The 24,291-nt window shown below is 45.3% G+C and carries 22 protein-coding genes; all 22 read left to right on the forward strand.

Features of this window, described 5'->3' with window-relative positions; translation table 11 throughout:
* The first annotated feature begins 18 nt into the window (after positions 1-18).
* The 22 genes from HMPREF9447_RS17750 (at position 19) to HMPREF9447_RS17845 (ending at position 24,160) form a co-directional block, all read left to right on the forward strand.
* Entirely contained in the window at positions 19-1,833 is a 1,815-nt protein-coding gene (locus HMPREF9447_RS17750) for a RagB/SusD family nutrient uptake outer membrane protein (RefSeq protein WP_009131142.1), read from the forward strand.
* Positions 1,834-1,910: 77 nt separating this feature from the next.
* A complete protein-coding gene (locus HMPREF9447_RS17755; protein WP_009131143.1) occupies positions 1,911-2,354 on the forward strand; it encodes a hypothetical protein in 444 nt (147 codons plus the stop codon).
* 85 nt (positions 2,355-2,439) lie between these two features.
* Positions 2,440-4,353, forward strand: coding sequence for an arabinan endo-1,5-alpha-L-arabinosidase (locus tag HMPREF9447_RS17760; RefSeq protein ID WP_009131144.1), 1,914 nt, complete (start codon positions 2,440-2,442; stop codon positions 4,351-4,353).
* A gap of 25 nt (positions 4,354-4,378) precedes the next feature.
* A complete protein-coding gene (locus tag HMPREF9447_RS28515; RefSeq protein WP_157225282.1) occupies positions 4,379-4,555 on the forward strand; it encodes a hypothetical protein in 177 nt (58 codons plus the stop codon).
* 161 nt (positions 4,556-4,716) lie between these two features.
* Entirely contained in the window at positions 4,717-5,856 is a 1,140-nt protein-coding gene (locus tag HMPREF9447_RS17765) for an aldose epimerase family protein (protein WP_009131145.1), read from the forward strand.
* A 25-nt stretch (positions 5,857-5,881) separates the two neighbouring features.
* Positions 5,882-7,576, forward strand: coding sequence for a sodium:solute symporter (locus tag HMPREF9447_RS17770; protein ID WP_009131146.1), 1,695 nt, complete (start codon positions 5,882-5,884; stop codon positions 7,574-7,576).
* Positions 7,577-7,586: 10 nt separating this feature from the next.
* A complete protein-coding gene (locus HMPREF9447_RS17775; protein WP_009131147.1) occupies positions 7,587-8,264 on the forward strand; it encodes an NUDIX hydrolase in 678 nt (225 codons plus the stop codon).
* A 12-nt stretch (positions 8,265-8,276) separates the two neighbouring features.
* Positions 8,277-8,960 carry an L-ribulose-5-phosphate 4-epimerase gene (locus HMPREF9447_RS17780; RefSeq protein WP_009131148.1) on the forward strand — a complete coding sequence of 228 codons (684 nt, stop codon included), beginning with the start codon at positions 8,277-8,279 and terminating at the stop codon, positions 8,958-8,960.
* A 34-nt stretch (positions 8,961-8,994) separates the two neighbouring features.
* On the forward strand, positions 8,995-10,503 hold the full coding sequence (gene araA, locus HMPREF9447_RS17785) for an L-arabinose isomerase (RefSeq protein ID WP_009131149.1): 1,509 nt from the start codon (positions 8,995-8,997) through the stop codon (positions 10,501-10,503).
* A 2-nt stretch (positions 10,504-10,505) separates the two neighbouring features.
* The gene (locus HMPREF9447_RS17790; protein WP_009131150.1) at positions 10,506-12,104 is read left to right on the forward strand and encodes a xylulokinase; all 1,599 of its coding nucleotides are present in this window, start codon (positions 10,506-10,508) and stop codon (positions 12,102-12,104) included.
* A 169-nt stretch (positions 12,105-12,273) separates the two neighbouring features.
* A complete protein-coding gene (locus HMPREF9447_RS17795; RefSeq protein ID WP_009131151.1) occupies positions 12,274-14,652 on the forward strand; it encodes a beta-L-arabinofuranosidase in 2,379 nt (792 codons plus the stop codon).
* Between the two features lie 41 nt (positions 14,653-14,693).
* Positions 14,694-16,238 carry an alpha-N-arabinofuranosidase gene (locus tag HMPREF9447_RS17800; protein ID WP_009131152.1) on the forward strand — a complete coding sequence of 515 codons (1,545 nt, stop codon included), beginning with the start codon at positions 14,694-14,696 and terminating at the stop codon, positions 16,236-16,238.
* A 177-nt stretch (positions 16,239-16,415) separates the two neighbouring features.
* Complete coding sequence (locus HMPREF9447_RS17805; protein ID WP_009131154.1) at positions 16,416-18,425, forward strand: transketolase family protein; 2,010 nt, start codon at positions 16,416-16,418, stop codon at positions 18,423-18,425.
* A gap of 104 nt (positions 18,426-18,529) precedes the next feature.
* A complete protein-coding gene (rpiB, locus tag HMPREF9447_RS17810; RefSeq protein WP_044138348.1) occupies positions 18,530-18,964 on the forward strand; it encodes a ribose 5-phosphate isomerase B in 435 nt (144 codons plus the stop codon).
* A gap of 325 nt (positions 18,965-19,289) precedes the next feature.
* On the forward strand, positions 19,290-19,415 hold the full coding sequence (locus HMPREF9447_RS29280) for a hypothetical protein (protein WP_262482451.1): 126 nt from the start codon (positions 19,290-19,292) through the stop codon (positions 19,413-19,415).
* A 29-nt stretch (positions 19,416-19,444) separates the two neighbouring features.
* Complete coding sequence (locus HMPREF9447_RS17820; protein WP_009131156.1) at positions 19,445-20,848, forward strand: glycoside hydrolase family 28 protein; 1,404 nt, start codon at positions 19,445-19,447, stop codon at positions 20,846-20,848.
* A gap of 170 nt (positions 20,849-21,018) precedes the next feature.
* Positions 21,019-21,294: a tetratricopeptide repeat protein gene (locus HMPREF9447_RS17825; RefSeq protein ID WP_009131158.1), complete on the forward strand. Its 276-nt coding sequence runs from the start codon at positions 21,019-21,021 to the stop codon at positions 21,292-21,294.
* Positions 21,295-21,315: 21 nt separating this feature from the next.
* Complete coding sequence (locus HMPREF9447_RS17830; protein ID WP_007663880.1) at positions 21,316-21,543, forward strand: indolepyruvate ferredoxin oxidoreductase subunit alpha; 228 nt, start codon at positions 21,316-21,318, stop codon at positions 21,541-21,543.
* A gap of 19 nt (positions 21,544-21,562) precedes the next feature.
* Entirely contained in the window at positions 21,563-22,648 is a 1,086-nt protein-coding gene (locus HMPREF9447_RS17835) for a 3-methyl-2-oxobutanoate dehydrogenase subunit VorB (protein WP_009131159.1), read from the forward strand.
* Entirely contained in the window at positions 22,645-22,818 is a 174-nt protein-coding gene (locus HMPREF9447_RS28220; protein ID WP_007215001.1) for a hypothetical protein, read from the forward strand. Before HMPREF9447_RS17835 ends, HMPREF9447_RS28220 begins: the two co-directional genes overlap by 4 nt.
* A gap of 12 nt (positions 22,819-22,830) precedes the next feature.
* The gene (locus HMPREF9447_RS17840) at positions 22,831-23,592 is read left to right on the forward strand and encodes a thiamine pyrophosphate-dependent enzyme (protein ID WP_009131160.1); all 762 of its coding nucleotides are present in this window, start codon (positions 22,831-22,833) and stop codon (positions 23,590-23,592) included.
* A gap of 25 nt (positions 23,593-23,617) precedes the next feature.
* Positions 23,618-24,160: a 2-oxoacid:acceptor oxidoreductase family protein gene (locus tag HMPREF9447_RS17845; protein ID WP_009131161.1), complete on the forward strand. Its 543-nt coding sequence runs from the start codon at positions 23,618-23,620 to the stop codon at positions 24,158-24,160.
* The last annotated feature ends 131 nt before the right edge of the window (positions 24,161-24,291 follow it).

Genomic DNA, 24,291 nt, shown 5'->3' on the forward strand with positions numbered 1-24,291 from the left:
ATGAAAAACAGAGAAAATATGAAAAAGATATTCAGATATATAGCAGCCACACTGTTGGCTATAAATTTCACCTCTTGTAGCGACTTTCTGGACAAAGAGGTAGACCTGAGCCTGGATGCAGAACAAGTGTTCCAGAAATTTGAAAATACCCGCGGCTATCTGGCAAACATCTATGCCTACCTTCCGGATGCATTTGTAGGGTATACGGACGGCCAGTTCCGTGGCGCATCACGCGACTGTATGACAGATAATGCACTCTCTTTCTGGAGTGTGCATTACTATCACAGTGTATTGACAGATGCTTATTCCTCAACCAAACATTCGTTTGCAGAAGATTTCTGGCCTAAAAATTTCAGAGGTATCCGTGCTGCCAACAACTTCCTGAAGTATGCCCGCGAAAGCGTAGTGAAAAATACAGAAATGGAGGGTGACGACAACCGTCTTTACGACCGCTATATGGCCGAAGCCCGCCTGCTCCGTGCTATCTTCCATTTCGATCAGGCCAGTTGGTTTGGCGACATCCCTATCATCGGTGAAGATGAAAACGGTGAACCCATCCTTTTCGAATACACTAATCCGGAACAAATGAACATGGCACGCACCAATTGCGCCGATGCACTGAAGTGGATTGCCAACGAATGTGATAAAGTTAAGGATGTACTGCCTTTCCGCTATGCACAGGAAGAATTGAACTGGGGACGCGTGAACGGTGCAGCAGCATATGCGCTAAAGGCAAGAGCACTATTGTACAGAGCGTCAGCCTTGCACAATCCCAATAACGACGCTTCCTGGTGGAGAGAAGCAGCAACCGCTGCAACAGACTTCATCATGAAGAACAAAACCCAAAGTAACCCGTACAAACTGTACACTACGACGGATAACGATCCAAACAAAAACTATTATGAATGTTTTATATCCACCCCTCACTTGAACAACGAATATATCTTGAGCCGTTCAGAGTGGAATACCCGTGAAATTGAACTATTCTTAGCTCCTTGCGGATTCAGTGGCAGTGTAAATTCAACCGGACGTACAAATCCAACACAGAACCTAGTGGACAGTTATGAAACCAAGAATGGCTTGTCTATCGATAAGGATGCGTCTTACGACCCACAGAAGCCCTATGTCAACCGCGATCCACGCCTTGAACAAACCATCCTGCACCATGGCTCCATTTGGGGAGATGCCAAACAAGATGAAGAACGTGAAGTAGATGTTACTTATGGTTCCGGTAAGGATTATCATGAATTGCATGGTGGAACACTCACCGGATACTACACCAAGAAGTTCCTGAATAACATGTCATTCAAGAGTCCGACTACCTACACACATGCCTGTCCTATCTTCCGCTACGCTGAAGTATTGCTGAATGCCGCCGAAGCCATCAACGAAGCAGAAGGTCCGGATAATGCCTATCAGTATGTGAACGAAGTACGCGCCCGTGTAGGTATGCCGGCATACAGCGGAATGACTCAATCTCAACTTCGCGAACGCATCCGCAACGAACGCCGCATCGAACTTTGCTTTGAAGATCACCGCTTCTTCGACGAACGTCGCTGGAAACTGTTCGAAGGCAAAACTGCTGCGAGTGAAAGGAATTTGCCCTACTACCAACAGGTTTACAACCTTTACGGTGTAGCTGTAACTCCGGAACAAAGCACAGTATTCAATTACGGTCCGGCAGAAATGCACCAGTCACGCGCCTTCAACAGCCCGAAAAATTACTATTTCCCAATACCGGATGCTGAAATCAAGAGATTACCTAATCTGGGACAAAATCCCGGTTGGGAAATGGGTAACTCTTCAAACGAAGCTGCAACACCTACTGAATAATAAAAAAACATTGTAACTCCCCCGGATAATGCAATATCATCCGGGTAGTTACCTAAACTCATTAAAACTCCGAAAATATGAAACTTAATAAATGGTTAAGCATACTAATGGTGAATTGCTCACTGCTTATCGGCTTTACTGCCTGTGACGACGATGACAATGATAGCCATGAACTCTCTCTCGGTGCACCTGTACTGACCGAGATTGCTGCTCCTACTGCTATAGCAACTTCTGATGTAATGGTCAGTCAGCAAGATTTGGATGAAGGTACTATCAGAGTAATGGCTTATGGCTTCTGCTATGATATCTCCAAGAATCCTACCATCTACAGTGCTACGGTGAAGACGCTTCCCGAAAATGGTAAAATGGAAGCTACGTTAACGGACTTGGCTGATAATACCGTGTATTATGTACGTGCTTTCGCGACTCTCTACCCTAACGGAGTAGTGTACTCGCCGGAAGTAGAAGTTACGATAGGGACAATTGCACCGGAACCAGAGCCGGAAACGCCTGCTGAATAAAACTATACTGGAGGATATGTCAAAAAGTTTTTTTTGGCATATCCTCTTGTTTTTTACAGTACTAATTATTAATAACGAATTACTTATGAAATTCTCCAAATGGCCCCTATTACTAATCGGTTTTCTCGCTTTATCAGGAGCGTGCAGTAGCGAAAGCAATGAACCCGATACAGAGGCAACGACTGTTTCTATTTCAGCACCCACTGTCGCAAACGTCACGGAAGATAAAGCAAACATTATTGCGACTATCACGACAAATACCCCATCCGCTATTTTAAAGAAGGGTTTTTGTTATGATACTCAATCCAATCCGACAATTTCCAACCAGACTGTTGAAATGAGCAGTGCAGGTTTATCACTTAACCTGACACTAACAGCGCTCGAGCCCGAAACAAAATATTATGCCAAGGCTTTTGCCACTGTAGTCAATGGGAACCCTGTTTATTCATCAGAAATATCATTCACCACAACAGCTCGCAGCGAAACCTCTGAGCTAGACAATTATACAGCACCCACATATCCGGATAACTATACGAATATTACAGACTGGAGCAGCAGAAGTCAATGGAACTTAGCTAACGTGCATGACCCCAGTGTGGTATTAGCCGAAGATGGCTACTATTACATGTATCAGACAGATGCATCATATGGCAATGCACACGAAGCCGGGGGACATTTTCACGGCCGCCGTTCCAAGGATCTGGTGAATTGGGAATACTTGGGAGGCACTATGCAGTCATTGCCTGAGTGGGTGATTCCTAAATTAAATGAAATACGCGAAGCCATGGGGCTGAGCGCTGTCCAACCCGACACAAAAAGTTTTGGCTATTGGGCACCTTGTGTCCGTAAAGTCAGAAACGGGCTCTACCGTATGTATTACTCCATCGTCTGCCCTGGCCTGCTCAACGGTGAAAATACCTGGAGTGAACGCGCTTTCATCGGTATGATGGAAAATACCGATCCTGCCAACAATGCAGGATGGGAAGACAAAGGATACGTCATTACGAACGCTTCGGACAGAGGCCTGAATTTCAACGTTAAGCCGGATGACTGGACAAACTGTTACTATAAATGGAACGCAATCGACCCCAGTTACATTATCGACAAAGATGGGAAGCACTACCTGATTTATGGTTCATGGCACAGTGGCATAGCAGCACTGGAAGTAGATGCAACCACCGGAAAGCCACTCAATGTATTGCCCAATCCCTGGGGAACAGAACAAGATATAACCTCCTATGGACAATTACTCGTAACCCGCCAAATGGGAAACCGCTGGCAGGCATCCGAAGGACCGGAAATCATCTACAACCCGAATACCGGATATTATTACCTGTTCGTGGCTTATGATGCATTGGAAGTACCTTATAATACACGCGTATGTCGTTCCCAAAATCTGTTAGGCCCATATACCGGCATTGACGGTACTGATCTTACCAGATATGGTGGCGAAATGCTTCCTGTTGTTACACACCCTTATAAATTCAGCAACAGCAACGGATGGGTAGGTATCGCCCACTGCGCCATCTTCGATGATGGAAATGGAAATTGGTATTATGCCTCGCAAGGACGTCTGCCAAAGGATATACCCGGCATTCATCTGAGCAATGCCGTCATGATGGGGCATGTACGCTCTATCAAATGGACGAGTACAGGATGGCCGGTAGTAATGCCGGAACGCTATGGCGCCGTACCCACAGTGGCCATTACAGAAGATGAACTGGCAGGAAATTGGGAACACATAGACCTCGCCTACTCTTACGGACAACAAAAAGCATCCAGCACTATGACACTTTCTGCCGATCATAAAGTAACCGACGGCTCCTGGAAAGGTGCAACATGGAACTATGATGCCAGCAACCAACGCATTATATTCAGTAATGGAGTTGAAGTCTGCCTACAACGGGAAACAGATTGGGAAGCCAGTCCGAGAACTCATACGATTGTTTATGCAGGTTATACCAATAGTAAGACTTATTGGGGCAAAAAGAAAAAATAAGAAAGAAATCTGCCCATACCTGCATATGGCTAAAAGCATATCATCTCCGTACCATCTCCATACCAAGTCCGTATCAACTCCGTACCAAGCCCGTTTCTATATATACAGAGATGGTACGGACCTGATACGGAGATGGTACGGAGTTGATACGGACTTGGTATGGAGATGGTACAGAGATGGTATGGAGATGGTACGGAGATAGTATCCTGAGAATCTAAAAATGACCATACATATGCGGCACATAAGCAAATTTTTCGCTTTTATGTTACATAACATATAGTAGTGTAGCTAATACACTCAAATAAAGTGTTACTTTTACACCCAAAATCGGATAATTATCTCATTTACATTAAAAATAGAACCATGAAAAACAAATTTCTACTTGCAGGAATTGCCGCAATAATGCTATCTGCGTGCAATAACAAGCCAGCTCAGGAGTTGACTTTGTCCGGTCTCAATCCGGCGGATTTCCAAACAGAAGTGAACAATGCCAAGACGAATCTTTATACTTTAAAGAATAAGTCAGGCATGGAAGTGTGCATCACTAACTTCGGTGGTCGCATCGTTTCTATTATGGTGCCCGATAAAAACGGGAATATGCAGGACGTCGTTCTGGGTTTTGACAGCATTGCTGACTATGTAAACATTCCGAGTGACTTCGGCGCCTCTATCGGTCGTTATGCAAACCGCATCAACCAAGGAAGAATAGTATTGGATGGAGACACTATCCAATTACCGCAAAACAACTTCGGACATTGCCTGCATGGTGGTCCCAAAGGTTGGCAATATCAGGTATATGAAGCCAATCCTATTGATGATACCACTTTGGAGCTAACTCGTATATCACCGGACGGAGATGAAAAATTCCCTGGCAACGTAACAGCTAAAGTTCTTTTCAAACTGACTGATGACAACGCTATAGATATAAAGTATAGCGCTACCACAGACAAGAAAACGGTTATCAACATGACTAACCACTCCTACTTCAACTTATCCGGTAATCCTGCAAATGCTGCAACAGATCATATCTTATATGTAAATGCAGATAATTACACTCCGGTAGACAGTACATTTATGACTACAGGAGAAATAGTAACGGTAAAAGATACTCCGATGGACTTCACTACTCCCAAGACTGTAGGACAAGATATTACAAACTTTGATTTCGTTCAGCTGAAAAACGGAAATGGTTATGATCATAACTGGGTGCTGAACACAAAGGGGGACCTCTCTCAGGTTGCCGCAAAGATGACATCACCGGTGAGCGGCATCACATTGGAAGTATATACCAACGAACCGGGTATACAAGTTTATACCGGCAACTTCCTGGATGGAACGGTAACCGGTAAGAAAGGTATTACCTATAATCAACGTGCTTCCGTTTGCCTGGAAACACAACATTATCCCGACAGTCCCAACAAACCTGAATGGCCCAGCGTAGTATTGGAACCGGGACAGACTTACAACAGCGAATGTATCTTTAAATTCTCAGTAGAGAAATAATAGTTAACTTTTAAACATAAGTATTGTGGAAGCATTAGATTGGATTGTAATCGGAGTCTTCGCCTTGGCTCTGATAGGTATTATTGTTTGGGTTGTCAAACAAAAACAGAACGACTCGGCAGATTATTTTCTGGGTGGACGTGACGCTACGTGGATTGCGATTGGTGCATCTATTTTCGCATCAAACATCGGTTCAGAGCACTTGATTGGTCTGGCAGGTGCAGGAGCTTCCAGTGGTATGGCCATGGCTCACTGGGAAATTCAGGGATGGATGATTCTTATTTTAGGATGGGTATTCGTGCCATTCTATTCAAGAAGTATGGTATACACAATGCCAGAATTCCTGGAACGTCGTTATAATTCTCAATCACGCACCATATTGTCCGTAATTTCTTTAATCAGTTATGTACTGACTAAAGTAGCAGTTACGGTGTATGCCGGCGGTTTGGTGTTCCAACAGGTATTCGGCATTGAAGAACTTTGGGGAATTGACTTTTTCTGGATTGCAGCTATCGGTCTGGTTTTGATAACTGCATTATATACAATCTTTGGCGGCATGAAATCGGTGCTTTATACTTCTGTATTGCAGACACCGATTCTGTTATTGGGTTCACTGATCATCCTCGTACTTGGTTTCAAAGAACTGGGTGGATGGGACGAAATGATGAGAATTTGCGGTGCAGTGACTGTAAATGATCAAGGTAATACAATGACGGAATTAATCCGTAGCAATAGTGACCCTAACTTCCCTTGGTTGGGAGCATTGATAGGCTCTGCCATCATCGGTTTCTGGTATTGGTGTACCGACCAGTTCATCGTACAACGTGTACTTTCAGGTAAGAACCAGAAAGAGGCACGCCGCGGTACTATTTTCGGTGCCTATCTGAAACTGTTGCCTGTATTCTTATTCCTGATTCCGGGTATGATTGCTTTTGCATTGCATCAGAAATATCTTGGTGCCGGCGGTGAAGGTTTCTTACCGATGCTGGACAATGGCGTGGCAAATGCCGATGCAGCTTTCCCGACATTGGTTGCAAAACTGTTGCCGGCAGGTGTTAAAGGCCTGGTAGTTTGCGGTATCCTGGCAGCTTTAATGAGTTCACTGGCATCTTTATTCAACTCTTCAGCTATGTTGTTTACAATTGACTTCTACAAACGCTTCAAACCGAAAACATCTGAGAAGAAACTGGTGGGTATCGGTCAGGCAGCAACTGTAGTGATTGTTATTCTGGGTATTTTATGGATTCCTATCATGCGTAGCGTGGGTGACGTGCTTTATACCTACTTGCAAGACGTACAATCTGTTTTGGCACCGGGTATTGCTGCAGCTTTCCTATTGGGTATCTGCTGGAAACGTACTTCTGCACAGGGTGGTATGTGGGGATTGATTGCCGGTATGGTTATTGGTCTGACACGTTTGGGAGCCAAAGTATATTATAGTAATGCAGGCGATGTAGCCGGTGGTACATTCAAATACCTGTTCTACGATATGAACTGGCTGTTCTTCTGCGGATGGATGTTCTTGTTCTGTATCATTGTGGTTATTCTGGTCAGTCTGGCTACGAAAGCACCGTCGGCAGAAAAGATACAAGGGTTGGTATTCGGTACCTCTACTCCGGAACAATTAGCGGAAACGCGTGTCAGCTGGAACCATTGGGATATAATCCATACGTTGATCATCTTGGGTATCACCGCTGCTTTCTATATCTATTTCTGGTAAAATATATATTATGAATAAGTATTATAGTTCAAATCCAACCTTCTATGTTGGTATCGACTGTATAATCTTCGGTTTCAACGAAGGAGAACTGAACCTGCTGCTGTTAAAACGAAACTTTCAGCCGGCAATGGGCGAATGGTCTCTGATGGGTGGATTTGTGCAACAAGGTGAAAGTGTGGATGACGCGGCCAAGCGTGTACTGGCAGAACTCACCGGACTGGAAAATGTGTATATGGAGCAAGTAGCTTCGTTCGGCGAAGTAGAGCGTGACCCGGGAGAACGTGTTATTTCCATTGCTTACTATGCACTGATTAACATCAACGAGTACGACCGCGAATTGGTACATCAGCATAATGCTTATTGGGTAAACATCAACGAACTGCCTCCTTTGATTTTCGACCATCCGCTAATGGTGGAACAGGCACGGGAACTGATGCAACAAAAAGCATCTACAGAACCTATCGGTTTCAACCTGTTACCGAAGTTATTCACTCTGTCTCAACTGCAAAGTCTTTACGAGGCTATTTACGGTGAACAGATAGACAAACGTAACTTCCGTAAACGGATAGCCGAAATGGATTACATCGAGAAGACGGACAAGATTGATAAAACCGGTTCCAAACGTGGAGCTGCCTTGTACAAGTTCAATGAAAAGGCATACCGCAAGGCACCGAAATTTAAACTGTGATTTATTAATATTATGTTGGAAGAACTGAAAGAAAAAGTATTCCATGCCAACCTTGAATTGGTGAAGCATGGACTGGTTATATTCACCTGGGGAAATGTATCGGCTATCGACCGTGAGTCAGGGCTGGTGGTCATCAAACCCAGTGGCGTAAGTTATGACGATATGAAAGCGGAAGACATGGTAGTAGTCGACCTCGACGGGCGCGTGGTGGAAGGACGATTAAAACCGTCATCGGATACACCGACGCACGTGGTTCTCTACAAGGCTTTCCCTGAAATCGGTGGTGTAGTACACACCCATTCTACTTATGCTACTGCCTGGGCACAAGCCGGATGTGACATTCCGAATATCGGAACGACACATGCAGATTACTTCCACGATGCCATACCTTGCACGGCAGATATGACAAAGGAAGAAGTGGAAGGAGCCTATGAGATGGAAACAGGAAACGTTATCGTGAAGCGTTTCGAGGGATTGAATCCTGTACATACACCCGGAGTACTAGTGAAAAATCATGGTCCTTTCTCATGGGGAAAAGATGCGCACGATGCTGTACACAACGCAGTGGTGATGGAACAAGTGGCAAAGATGGCAAGCATAGCTTATGCAGCCAACCCTAATTTGACTATGAACCCATTACTAATAGAAAAGCATTTCAACCGGAAACATGGGCCGAACGCTTATTATGGACAATAAAGAAATAAATTAAAGAATTAAAAATTAAATTATTATGAACGCATTTGATCAATATGAAGTATGGTTCGTAACCGGAGCACAGCTCCTGTACGGAGGTGACGCAGTTATCGCAGTAGACGCACACAGTAACGAAATGGTAGCCGGGCTGAATGCCAGTGGAAATCTGCCTGTTAAAGTGGTTTATAAAGGTACTGTAAATTCTTCCAAAGAAGTAACTGCCGCTTTCAAAGCTGCCAACAATGATGAGAAATGTATTGGTGTTATTACTTGGATGCATACTTTCTCTCCAGCAAAGATGTGGATTCACGGTTTGCAGGAACTGAAAAAACCGTTGCTGCACTTCCATACACAATTCAATAAAGAGATTCCCTGGGATACAATGGATATGGACTTCATGAACTTGAACCAATCCGCTCACGGTGACCGCGAATTCGGTCATATCGTAACCCGTATGCGTAAGAACCGCAAAGTGGTTGTAGGCCATTGGCAAGACGAAAAGGCACAAGGCCAGATTGCAGCATGGATGCGTGTTTGCGCTGGATGGGCTGATGCTCAGGATATGCTGATCATTCGCTTCGGCGACCAGATGAACAACGTTGCCGTGACAGATGGTGACAAGGTATCTGCTGAACAAGTACTGGGTTATCACGTAGACTATTGTCCGGTAAATGACCTGATGAAGTATTACAACGCGGTGGAAGACAAAGACGTACAGGCAATGGTAGATACTTATTTCAAAGAGTACGATCATGCTCCCGAACTGGAAAAAGCCGGCACAGAAGCTTACGTAAAAGTATGGAACTCTGCAAAAGCAGAAATCGCACTCCGCCGTATTTTGAAGGATACAGGTGCAAAAGCATTTACTACTAACTTCAATGACCTGGGTGACTTCGACCAGATTCCCGGATTGGCATCACAGCGCCTGATGGAAGAAGGTTATGGTTTCGGCGCAGAAGGCGACTGGAAAACGGCTGCATTGTACCGTACTACTTGGTTCATGAGCCAGGGCATGCCGAAGGGATGTTCTTTCCTCGAAGACTATACACTGCACTTCGATGGCGAAAAGAGCGCTATCCTGCAAGCACACATGTTGGAAGTTTGTCCGCTGATTGCCGAAGCAAAACCAAAATTGGAAGTACATCGTCTGAGTATCGGTATCGACAGCGAAACAGCACGCCTCGTATTCACCAGCAAGCAAGGTGAAGGTGTAGCTGCTACGATTGTTGACTTGGGCAACCGTTTCCGTCTTATCGTGAACAAGGTGGAATGTATCAAGAGCAAGCCGCTTCCGAAACTTCCTGTTGCCAGCGCATTGTGGATTCCGCAACCCAATCTCGAAGTAGGTGCCGCTGCATGGATATTGGCAGGTGGTACTCACCACACCAGCTTCTCATACGACTTGACAGTGGAATACTGGGAAGATTATGCAGAGATGGCAGGTATCGAAATGGTTGTTATCGACGAAAATACAACTATCAGCGAGTTCAAGAAAGAACTGCGTATGAATGAAGTATATTACATGTTGAACAAAGCACTTTGTTGATTATGAAATCAGATGCAAAATCAACCATCGAAACAGGCAAAGCCATTCTTGGTATAGAGTTCGGTTCCACCCGAATAAAGGCTGTTTTGATTGACCAGGAAAACAAACCTATCGCTCAAGGAAGTCACACCTGGGAGAACCAGTTGGTTGACGGACTTTGGACGTATAGCGTTGAAGCTATCTGGTATGGGCTGCAGGATTGCTACGCTAACCTTCGCTCGAATGTGAAGGACTTATATGACATAGAGATAGAAACGCTGGCGGCAATTGGTGTAAGTGCCATGATGCATGGTTATATGGCATTCGATAAGAAAGAAGAGATTCTCGTTCCTTTCCGCACTTGGAGAAATACCAATACAGGCCAGGCAGCAGCTGCTTTATCAGAACTATTTGTCTATAATATTCCTCTGCGATGGAGTATTTCTCACTTGTATCAGGCTATTTTGGACAACGAAGAACATGTCAAAGACATTGATTATCTGACAACTCTTGCAGGTTATATCCATTGGCAGATGACAGGTCAAAAGGTGTTGGGTATAGGCGATGCATCAGGCATGCTCCCCATAGATCCGGCAACCAAGAATTACTCTGCCGAAATGGTGGCTAAGTTCGACAAATTAATTGCCCCACAGGGATTTGACTGGAAACTACAGGACATTCTGCCAAAGGTATTGCCAGCCGGTGAAAATGCCGGTTTCCTCACACCCGAAGGAGCTAAAAAACTCGACGTATCAGGCCATCTGAAAGCAGGAATACCTGTTTGCCCACCCGAAGGGGATGCCGGTACAGGCATGGTGGCAACCAACGCTGTGAAGCAGCGCACAGGAAACGTATCGGCAGGTACCTCATCATTCTCTATGATTGTATTGGAGAAAGACCTGTCAAAGCCTTACGAAGTGATTGATATGGTCACAACTCCTGATGGAAGCCCCGTAGCCATGGTACATTGCAACAATTGTACTTCCGACCTCAACGCATGGATCAACCTGTTCAAAGAATACCAAGAACTGTTGGACATACCTGTAGATATGAACGAAGTATATGGAAAACTCTATAACCATGCTCTTACAGGCAATGCGGATTGTGGAGGTCTCATTTCATACAATTATATCTCAGGTGAACCAGTAATGGGATTTGCTGACGGAAGACCGATGTTGGTACGTTCGGCCAATGACAAGTTCACCCTGGCAAACTTCATGCGGACACATCTGTATGCTTCTGTCGGTGTTCTCAAGATTGGTAATGACATCCTTTTTAAAGAAGAAAAGGTCAAAGTGGATAGAATCACAGGACACGGAGGACTGTTCAAGACCAAGAACGTAGGCCAAAGAGTACTTGCAGCAGCATTAAACTCACCGATTTCTGTTATGGAAACAGCAGGTGAAGGTGGTGCTTGGGGTATTGCCTTGCTGGGTTCTTACCTTGTGAATAATGAGAAGAAACAACCTCTTGATGCTTTCCTTGACGAACAGGTGTTCGGCGGAGACGCAGGCGTTGAGATATCACCTACAGCTGAAGATGTAGAAGGCTTTAACGCATACATCGAAAACTACAAGGCGGCACTGCCCATCGAAGAAGCAGCGGTAAGATTCAAAAAGTAATGATTCAGTTCAACTGATAACCATACATTCTGTCATGCTGAGCGCAACCGAAGCATCTCTTCTCTCATCAAAAAGAGAATAGATCCTTCGACAAGCTCAGGATGACAGATAGTAATTCTTATTATATTTTTTGATACCTCTCCCCCACACTCAAAAAACCTAATACAATATGAAATTAACCCTTACCTACCTATTACTTTTTTTCTCCCTTTTAACAGGGAAAGCCCAAAACCAACCCCAAGTCACTTATTTCCCCCTTCAGGCCGTCAATCTGTTGGAAAGTCCCTTTCTACAGGCTCAACAAACCGATTTGCATTACATTCTGGCTATGGAGCCGGACCGTCTGCTCGCCCCTTTCTTGCGTGAAGCCGGACTCGCTCCAAAAGCTCCCAGCTACACCAACTGGGAAAACACCGGACTGGACGGACACATCGGCGGACACTATATTTCCGCACTCTCCATGATGTACGCCGCCACCGGAGACACAGCCGTATACAATCGGCTGAACTATATGCTGGACGAGCTACATCGTGCACAGCAAGCCGTAGGCACCGGCTTCATTGGAGGAACTCCCGGAAGCCTGCAACTTTGGAAAGAAATTAAAGAAGGGAACATCCGCGCCGGAGGCTTTGACCTCAACAGCAAATGGGTGCCCCTATACAATATACACAAGACTTATGCCGGACTCCGCGACGCTTACCTCTACGCCGGAAGCGACCTTGCCCGTGAAATGCTAATTGCTCTCACCGACTGGATGATAGGCATCACCGCCGGACTCACCGACCAGCAAATGCAAGATATGCTCCGTAGTGAACATGGCGGACTGAACGAAACATTTGCCGATGTAGCCGCAATCACAGGTGATAAGAAATACCTGGAACTGGCGCGCCGTTTCTCGCATAAAGTAATTCTCGATCCGCTTATCAAAGACGAAGACCGTCTGACAGGAATGCATGCCAACACACAGATACCCAAAGTAATTGGCTACAAACGCATTGCCGAACTTTCACAAGATGATAACGTGTGGAATCATGCTACCGAGTGGGATCATGCCGCCCGTTTCTTCTGGAATACTGTAGTCAACCACCGTTCTGTTTGTATCGGTGGCAACAGCGTCCGCGAACATTTCCATCCGGCAAACGACTTCTCACCGATGCTCAATGACATAGAGGGACCGGAAACCTGCAACACTTACAACATGCTGCGCCTTACCAAGATGCTCTATCAGGATTCTCCCGACTCACGTTTTGCCGACTATTACGAACGTGCGCTCTATAATCATATTCTGGCATCGCAAGAACCGGATAAAGGCGGATTTGTCTACTTCACTCCTATGCGTCCCGGACACTACCGGGTTTATTCACAACCGGAAACATCTATGTGGTGCTGTGTAGGTTCCGGCTTGGAAAACCACACTAAATACGGAGAATTTATCTATGCACATCAGAAAGATACACTTTACGTCAATCTTTTCATTCCATCCCAACTTACCTGGAAAGAAAAAGGAGTAAGTTTAGTGCAGGAAACACGTTTCCCCGACAACGGACAAGTGACATTGCGTATTGACAAAGCATCTAAAAAGGCTTTCACCATTAGTATACGCCAGCCGGAATGGGCCGATTCCTCCAAAGGATATAATCTGAAAGTAAACGGCAAAGAACAATCATCTGCTACAGCAACAAATAGCGGCTATCTATCGGTCAACCGAAAATGGAAAAAAGGAGATGTAGTAACCTTTACTCTTCCCATGCAGATAAAAATGGAGCAAATCCCTGATAAAGAGAATTACTACGCATTCTTATATGGTCCCATCGTGCTTGCTGCTTCCACCGGCACCGAACACTTGGATGGGTTATATGCAGATGACAGCCGCGGCGGACATATCGCGCATGGCAAGCAAATCCCAGTATCAGAGATTCCCATGCTAATAGGAAATCCTGAAGCTATCAGTCAGTCTCTTCACAAAGAAAACAGTACTCAACTGGCATTCAACTACGACGGAAAGGTATATCCGGCATCCGGCAAAGCAATGAAACTAATTCCATTCTTCCGCCTGCACAATTCCCGCTATGCCGTTTATTTCCATCAGGCCAGTGAAGAAGAACTCCAAACATTGCGGGAAGAAATGGTAGTAGCTGAAAAGAAAGCAAACGAGTTGGCCAATCAAACAGTCGACCTCATTTTCCCCGGAGAACAGCAACCGGAATCCGACCATGGTATTCAATATGATAAGTCAGAAACAGGCACACACAAAGACCGCCACTTCCGTCGTGCCAAAGGATGGTTCAGCTATAATCTAAAAGTGAAAGAAGAGGCAAGCCGGATAATGATTACCGCACAAAAAGAAGACCGCAATAAAGTAGTTATTCTTTTCAATGGTGAGAAACTATCCACCAACCCGGTCATTAGTGAAGCAGACAAGGATGGTTTTATCACAATTTGCTATTCTCTGCCTCAGAAAATAGGAACAGGAACTTATCCGATACGTTTCAGTCCCGACGGAACAGAATGGACGCCTGCCGTCTACGAAGTACGTTTATTGAAATAACAACTTACTACATTACAAACATCATATAACTAATAACCATTATGAGAAACAAACTTTTTTTCAGCAGTGTCCTTTTAGCTGCTTCCGTATCGTTGTCTGCACAGAAAAGTGCAACGATTACCGTACACGCCGACCAAGGCACACAAATCATTCCTAAAGAAATCTACGGTCAGTTTGCCGAACACCTCGGTACTTGCATCTATGGCGGACTTTGGGTAGGTGAGAATTCAGATATCCCTAACATCAAAGGTTATCGTACCGATGTATTCAATGCGTTGAAAGAGCTTCAGGTTCCCGTCCTCCGTTGGCCGGGTGGTTGCTTTGCCGACGAATATCACTGGATGGACGGTATCGGCCCGAAAGAGAACCGCCCCAAAATGGTAAATAACAACTGGGGAGGTACGATTGAAGACAACAGTTTCGGTACACATGAGTTCCTCAACCTCTGCGAAATGTTGGGCACTGAGCCTTACATCAGCGGAAACGTTGGGAGTGGTACTGTAGAAGAACTGGCTAAATGGGTAGAATACATGACTTCCGAAGGAGACTCTCCCATGGCAAGACTCCGTCGCCAGAACGGACGTGACAAGGCATGGAAAGTGAAATATCTCGGTGTAGGTAACGAAAGCTGGGGTTGCGGCGGAAGCATGCGTCCTGAGTATTATGCAGATTTGTATCGTCGTTACTCTACTTACTGTCGCAACTATGACGGCAACCATCTGTTTAAGATTGCCAGTGGCGCCAGCGATTACGATTATAACTGGACTAAAGTCCTGATGGACCGTGTAGGCGGACGTATGAACGGCCTTTCTCTCCATTATTATACTGTAACCGGATGGAGTGGCAGTAAGGGAGCAGCCACCCAGTTCAGTAAAGACGATTATTACTGGACGATGGGTAAATGTCGTGAGATAGAAGACGTAATCAAAAAGCATTGCGCCATTATGGATGAATATGATCCTAAAAAGCACGTAGCCCTTATGCTCGATGAGTGGGGCACATGGTGGGATGAAGAACCCGGTACTATTCCCGGACACCTTTATCAGCAAAACACCCTGCGCGACGCTTTCGTAGCCTCTCTTAGCTTTGATATCTTCCACAAATACACCGACCGCCTGAAGATGGCAAACATCGCACAGATAGTGAATGTACTGCAATCTATGATTCTCACGAAAGACAAGGATATGGTACTGACTCCTACTTATTACGTATTCAAGATGTATAATGTACACCAGGATGCCACCTACCTCCCACTCGACCTGAACTGCGAAATCATGGATGTACGCGACAACCGTAAAGTACCCATGATTAGCGCCACAGCTTCCAAGGACAAGGATGGTAAGATTCATATCTCAATGTCCAATATCGATGCCGACAATGCACAGGAGATTACAATAAACCTGCCGGACGTGAAGGCAAAAAAAGCCATAGGCGAAATTCTGACTTCTGCCAGCCTGACTGATTACAACTCTTTTGAAAAACCTAATAATGTAAAATTAGCTCCATTCAAAGAGGTAAAAATCAATAAAGGAGAGTTGAAGATAAAACTACCAACCAAGTCAATTGTTACTATTGAGTTACAGTAAATCAGTCGAAAAGACTTATTGTATTTTAAACAAGAAGCAGGTAGAAGGGGCGAGAAAAAAGAGACTCTATCTATGTTGCGAATTACGCATAAAGAGTTATCTTTGTCGCTGTTAAAATTAACAAGTAGCACATCAACCCGCTTTTAATATAGTATTCAATATATAATTAATATCAATATGAACGACAACAAACTTATGAACCGCGCAGCGGATAACATCCGTATCCTCGCTGCTTCTATGGTTGAAAAAGCCAATTCCGGTCATCCCGGTGGCGCCATGGGTGGTGCCGATTTTGTGAACGTACTCTTTTCCGAGTTCCTGGTGTATGATCCCGAAAATCCTTCATGGGAAGGCCGCGACCGTTTCTTCCTCGATCCGGGGCATATGTCACCGATGCTTTACTCTCAATTGGCGTTGATTGGCAAGTTCACACTGGACGAACTGAAAGAATTCCGTCAATGGGACAGCCCTACTCCGGGACATCCCGAACGCGATATCAAGCGTGGCATTGAAAATACTTCCGGACCGCTCGGCCAAGGTCACACTTATGCCGTAGGTGCTGCCATTGCCGCTAAGTTCATGAAAGCACGTTTCGAAGAAGTAATGCCGCAGACTATCTACGCTTACATTTCAGACGGTGGTGTGCAGGAAGAAATCTCCCAAGGTGCTGGCCGTATCGCAGGTGCACTGGGTTTGGACAACCTTATCATGTTCTATGATGCCAACGACATTCAGCTTTCTACTGAAACGAAAGATGTAACCATCGAAGATACTGCCAAGAAATACGAAGCCTGGGGCTGGAAAGTTATCAAAATCAATGGTAACGATCCCGATGCTATCCGTGGTGCTTTGAACGAAGCTAAAGCTGAAAACGAACGTCCGACCCTGATTATCGGTCATACCGTGATGGGTAAGGGTGCACGCAAGGCAGACGGCAGCAGCTACGAAGCTAACTGTGCTACTCACGGCGCTCCTCTGGGTGGTGACGCTTATGTTAATACCATCAAGAACCTTGGCGGTGACCCGACGAATCCATTCGTTATCTTCCCTGAAGTGGCAGAACTGTATGCTAAACGTGCTGCTGAACTGAAAGAAATCATGGCGAAAAAATATGCAGCTAAGGCTGAATGGGCGAAGGCTAATCCTGAAAAAGCAGCCAAGCTTGATTTATTCTTCTCAGGCAAAGCTCCGGAAGTGAACTGGGCAGCTATCGAACAGAAAGCAGGTTCGGCTACACGTGCAGCATCGGCCACCGTACTGGGTGCCCTCGCTACTCAGGTAGAGAACATGGTTGTTGCTTCTGCCGACCTTTCAAACTCAGATAAGACAGACGGCTTCCTGAAAAAGACCCATGCTTTCAAGAAAGGTGATTTCAGCGGTGCATTCTTCCAGGCTGGCGTTGCCGAGCTGACAATGGCTTGCTGCTGTATCGGTATGGCACTGCATGGTGGTGTGATTCCGGCTTGTGGAACGTTCTTCGTATTCTCCGACTATATGAAACCTGCCGTGCGTATGGCTGCCCTGATGGAAGTACCCGTGAAGTTCATCTGGACACACGATGCATTCCGTGTAGGTGAAGACGGTCCTACTCATGAACCGGTAGAACAGGAAGCTCAGATTCGTCTGATGGAGAAACTGAAAAACCATAAAGGACACAACTCCATGTTGGTTCTCCGTCCGGCAGATGCAGAAGAAACAACTATAGCATGGAAGTTGGCAATGGAAAATACAACTACTCCTACAGGCTTGATTTTCTCCCGTCAGAATATAGCTAACCTGCCCGCAGGAAATGACTACGAACAGGCAGCCAAGGGTGCTTACATCGTGGCAGGTTCTGATGAGAACCCAGATGTGGTGCTCGTTGCTTCCGGTTCGGAAGTATCCACATTGGTGGCAGGTACGGAATTGTTGCGCAAAGATGGTGTAAAGGTACGTATCGTATCTGCTCCATCCGAAGGTTTATTCCGCAGCCAGGCTCCGGGTTATCAGGAAAGCATTATTCCTGTGGGTGCAAAGGTATTCGGCCTGACGGCTGGTCTGCCCGTCAACCTGCAAGGCTTGGTAGGTACCAACGGTAAGATTTGGGGATTGGAATCTTTCGGTTTCTCTGCTCCTTACACTGTGCTGGACGAAAAGCTTGGCTTTACGGCTGACAATGTTTACAAGCAAGTGAAGGCAATGTTATAAGAATTATTCAATGTGCTGATGTGCTAATATACTAATTGGCTGCGCTATATACGTTGCATAGCCATTGGCATATTGGCACATTGCCATATTATCACATTAATGACATGAAAACAATTGGAATTTGCTCCGACCACGCCGGATTTGAATTGAAAGAATACGTTCGCGGTTGGCTGGAAGTTAAAGGTTGGGAGTACAAAGATTTCGGAACATACTCTACGGAAAGTTGCGATTATGCAGACTTCGCCCATCCTCTGGCACTCGCTGTTGAAGCCGGAGAATGTTATCCGGGAATCGCTATCTGTGGAAGCGGTGAAGGCATCAGCATGACGTTGAACAAGCACCAAGGCATCCGCGCTGCACTGTGTTGGACAGCAGAGATTGCCCATCTGGCACGTCAACATAATGATGCCAATGTGCTCGTGATGCCGGGACGCTTTATCAGCACGGAAGAAGCTGACATGATTATGAGGGAATTCTTCAGCACACAGTTTGAAGGAGGACGTCATCAGAAGCGAATCGATAAGATACCAGTGAAGTAAAAACAAGATAGAGCGATGTGTCTCTTCCTATTGAATACCCCATTACAATTAGTCATCATTCATTATACAGACTGATTGTGATGGGGTACTTCTTTTATATTCGGGAAATTCCAATGGCGAAAGGCAAAAGGAATTGAGCATTTTTTACAAATAAAATCACTTTAGCAAAGTTCTTCACCACCAATAATGGATTGATAATATTTCAGTCGCAACATGAACCTATTTCAGTCGTATACTGATTGTTATCCTTTTCAAAACATGCTCTGAAGTGGGTGAAGATAATACAGACCGATTGCAAGGCAAATGCAAATATAAATTCAAAAAAATGAGACATTCCATCTATACATATCACCAAGCTACTTATGATAGAAACGTCAAATATTACACATTTTCTATCAAAAACTCATCTTCATCGACGGGAGTGTTCCGTACCTTTGCTGCCGACATCTAATAACCACTTAAAAGAAAAACAGGAAACGCATGAAAAAAGTATTCGGAATTCTTTCCCTGCTTCTCTCGGCCTCATTGGCAATCGCCAACCCGATAGACTTCGACAAAGCTTTCAAGGAAAGCGTAAAGATTGAAAAGCAAATCAAGAAAACCTCTTTCCCCAAGCAAACGTATCTCATCACGGACTTCGGTGCCAAACCCGATACTCCGGATGCGCCTTGCCATGAGGCAATCAACCAAGCCATCGTAACTTGCTGCCTGAATGGTGGCGGCACGGTTATAGTTCCCAAAGGCACATTCTATACAGGCCCCATCACGCTAAAAAGTAACGTCAACTTTCATGTAGAAGAAGGGGCCATATTGAAATTCTCAACCGACCAAAGCCTCTATTTCCCGGGGGTCATCACCCGTTGGGAAGGATTAGACTGCTATAATGCCCGCCCGCTGATTTATGCTTATGGTGAAACAAATATCGCTATCACCGGTAAAGGTACCATTGACGGACAAGGCTCCAACGATACCTGGTGGCCAATGTGCGGTGCTCCCCGCTATGGCTGGAAAGAAGGCATGGTGGCACAGCGCAACGGCGGACGCGAACGTCTACTAATGTACGGCGAAACCTCCACCCCTGTTTATAAGCGTGTAATGACACCTGAAGATGGGTTGCGCCCGCAACTCATTAACCTGTACTCATGTAATACAGTGCTGATAGAAGATGTAACCTTATTGAATTCTCCTTTCTGGGTTATTCACCCACTATTCTGCGAAAGTCTCATCGTACGCGGCGTATACGTTTATAACCGTGGTCCCAACGGTGACGGCTGCGATCCCGAATCCTGCAAAAATGTATTGATAGAGAACTGTACTTTTGATACTGGAGATGACTGTATTGCTATCAAATCCGGTCGTAACCAAGACGGACGCAAGTGGGGCATTCCCAGCGAAAACATTATCGTACGTGGTTGCTATATGAAGAAAGGACACGGCGGTGTAGTCATTGGCAGCGAAATCTCCGGCGGATATCGCAACCTATACGTAGAAAACTGTAAGATGGATAGTCCCGACCTTGACCGCGTCATCCGCATCAAGACCAGCACCTGTCGTGGCGGACTGATTGAAAACGTCTTCGTGCGTAACGTCACCGTAGGCCAGTGCCGAGAAGCCGTGCTGCGCATCAACCTGCAATACGAGAACCGTGAAAACTGCAACCGTGGCTTCACTCCTACTGTCCGCAACGTTCATCTGAAAAATGTGACCTGCGAAAAAAGCAAGCTCGGCGTCCTCATTATTGGTCTCGACAATGATGACCACGTATATAACATCAGCGTTGAAGATTCCCACTTTAATAATGTTGCCAAAGATGGAAATGACATAAAAGGTGCAAAAGACGTTACGTTCAAAAACCTCTATATAAACGGAAATCTTGTAAAGTAAACAATCTACATTTATCATAGTTAAAGCCCAAAGTTGTGACATTCTGATAGAATTTCATTCAACTTTGGGCTTTTTATTTCCTCATTTTTCTTATTTTTCACAGAATACTTGCTTATTGTCTCTAAATAAAAACTATCTTTGTATTCCAATAATCCGAAATTCAATACGATATGGAGCAACTGAATATAATCAAAGAGCTTATCAATAAGGGAGATATAGTCGATGCTATCAATCTGCTTGAGGTTTATGTGCTCAACAACTCCACTCACCTGGATAAGGCTTTCTATCTTCTGGGGAATGCTTATCGCAAACAAGGAAATTGGCAGCAAACTTTGAATAATTATCAACGTGCCATCGACCTCAATCCAAACAGCCCCGCCAAAGAAGCCCACCGTATGGTAATGGATATCCTGAATTTCTACAATAAGGATATGTACAATCAATAACATATAAAAGTAACGTGAATTATGGCAAAGATTAAAGGAGCAATCGTAGTGGACACCGAACGGTGCAAAGGCTGCAACCTATGCGTGGTAGCCTGTCCCCTGCATGTAATAGCCCTCACCAAAGAGGTGAACGTAAAAGGGTATAACTATGCCCATCAAATACTGGAAGATACCTGCAACGGCTGTGCGTCGTGCGCCCAGGTTTGTCCGGACGGATGTATCTCTGTTTATAAAGTAAAAGTTGAATAAATCTGTAAATCAGTAGAATATGGCAGAAGAAGTTGTATTAATGAAAGGAAACGAAGCCATCGCCCACGCAGCCATCCGTTGCGGAGCGGACGGATACTTCGGTTACCCTATTACTCCGCAATCGGAAGTATTGGAAACTCTTGCCGAACTGAAACCCTGGGAAACTACCGGCATGGTGGTGCTGCAGGCAGAAAGTGAAGTGGCAGCTATTAATATGGTGTACGGCGGTGCCGGAAGTGGAAAAATGGTGTTGACATCGTCTTCCAGCCCCGGTGTAAGCTTGAAGCAAGAAGGTATCTCCTATCTAGCAGGTGCCGAATTACCCTGTCTGGTGGTAAACGTAATGCGTGGCGGTCCCGGATTGGGAACCATCCAGCCAAGCCAGGCAGACTACTTCCAGACCGTAAAAGGTGGAGGACACGGTGACTACCGTTTGATTACATTCGCTCCCGCTTCCGTACAGGAAATGGCCGACTTCGTAGGACTGGCTTTCGACCTTGCCTTCAAATACCGCAATCCGGCTATCATCCTTGCCGACGGTGTTATCGGCCAGATGATGGAAAAGGTGGTATTGCCTGCGCAAAAACCACGCCGCACCGATGCAGAAGTTATCGAGCAATGCCCATGGGCTACTACTGGCAAAGCTAACGGTCGCAAGCCCAATATCATAACTTCTTTGGAACTAAAGCCGGAAGAAATGGAAAAGAATAACATCCGCTTTCAGGCTAAGTACAAACTGATAGAAGAAAACGAAGTGCGCTTCGAAGAAATTGACTGTAAAGATGCCGATTATCTGATTATCGCATTCGGCTCCATGGCCCGTATCGGACAAAAAGCAATGGAACTTGCACGCGAAGAGGGTATCAAAGTTGGCATATTGCGCCCCATTACTCTTTGGCCATTTCCCACAAAAGCCATCGCATCTTATGCTGAGAAGGTAAAAGGTATGCTGGTCACCGAGTTGAACGCCGGACAGATGGTTGAAGATGTACGCCTCGCTGTGAATGGTAAAGTGCAAGTAGAGCACTTCGGACGCCTCGGTGGAATCGTACCTGATCCGGAAGAGATTGTAAGTGCGTTGAAAGAAAAAATAATAAAGAAATGAACCCTGATAAAATAAGAAGCGTATTAAATATACTCTTCATGATACTCGCTTTGGCAGCTATCATCGTATATTTCGTTGCAAAGGATGACTTCAAACTATTCATCTATGTTTGCGGCGCAGCAATATTCGTCAAGCTGATGGAGTTTTTTATACGGTTCACCAACAGATAAGGAGAAGTGATTATGACAAAAGAAGATATTATCAAGCCTGAGAATCTGGTTTATAAGAAACCGACTCTGATGAACGATAATCCCATGCACTACTGTCCGGGATGCAGCCACGGTGTGGTACACAAGCTGATAGCCGAAGTAATCGAAGAAATGGGCATGGAAGACAAAACAGTAGGTATCTCCCCAGTGGGATGTGCCGTGTTCATCTATAACTATCTGGATATTGACTGGCAGGAAGCTGCACACGGACGTGCGCCCGCACTTGCCACCGCTATCAAGCGTCTCTGGCCGGACCGCCTGGTATTCACTTATCAGGGCGACGGTGACCTGGCATGTATCGGTACTGCCGAGACTATCCATGCATTGAACCGCGGTGAGAACATCACCATCATCTTTATCAACAATGCCATTTATGGTATGACGGGTGGCCAGATGGCTCCTACTACACTGGTCGGCATGAAGACTTCTACCAGCCCTTACGGACGTGATGTTCACCTGCACGGTTATCCGTTGAAGATGGCTGACATCGCTGCACAACTGGAAGGAACAGCTTACGTAACCCGTCAGAGTGTGCAGACTGTCGGTGCTATCCGCAAAGCAAAGAAGGCTATCCGCAAGGCATTCGAGAACTCTATGGCAGGCAAAGGTTCTAATCTGGTAGAGATAGTCTCTACTTGTAACTCCGGCTGGAAGCAGACTCCTGCACAATCCAACAAATGGATGGAAGAGCACATGTTCCCGTTCTATCCGCTGGGTGACTTGAAAGATAAATAATCACATGCTAAAAGACTTAAGAACAATGAAAGAAGAAATCATTATAGCAGGCTTCGGCGGACAAGGCGTATTGTCTATGGGAAAGATTTTGGCATATTCGGGACTGATGGAAAATAAGGAGGTAAGCTGGATGCCCGCCTACGGACCGGAACAACGAGGTGGTACGGCCAACGTAACGGTTATCGTGAGTGACGAGAAAATCTCCTCTCCTATCCTGAGCAAGTACGACGCTGCCATCATCCTGAACCAACCGTCTTTGGAAAAATTCGAAAGTAAGGTTAAGTCAGGCGGTATCCTGATTTATGATGGATATGGCATCATAAATCCGCCTACTCGTAAGGATATCAAAGTATACCGTATCGATGCAATGGATGCAGCTAATGAAATGAACAACGCCAAAGCATTCAACATGATTGTGCTGGGTGGGTTGCTGAAACTGAAACCAATGGTTACACTGGACAGTGTACTCAGAGGCTTGAAGAAGACATTGCCCGAACGCCATCACCACTTGATACCGATGAATGAAGAAGCAATTAAGAAAGGTATGGAATTGATTAAAGAGGTATAACTCCATAAACCCTTACAATAAAAAAATTAGCCCTTGCAAAAAGAAATTATTGCAAGGGCTAATTTTTTTAAAGATGTGCCAAAAGTCACTTTATACATTCCGTGAAGCGGGGAGTTGAAATAGTACGTTTG

The sequence above is a fragment of the Bacteroides oleiciplenus YIT 12058 genome (assembly GCF_000315485.1).
In the GTDB taxonomy this organism is placed as follows: Bacteria; Bacteroidota; Bacteroidia; order Bacteroidales; family Bacteroidaceae; genus Bacteroides; species Bacteroides oleiciplenus.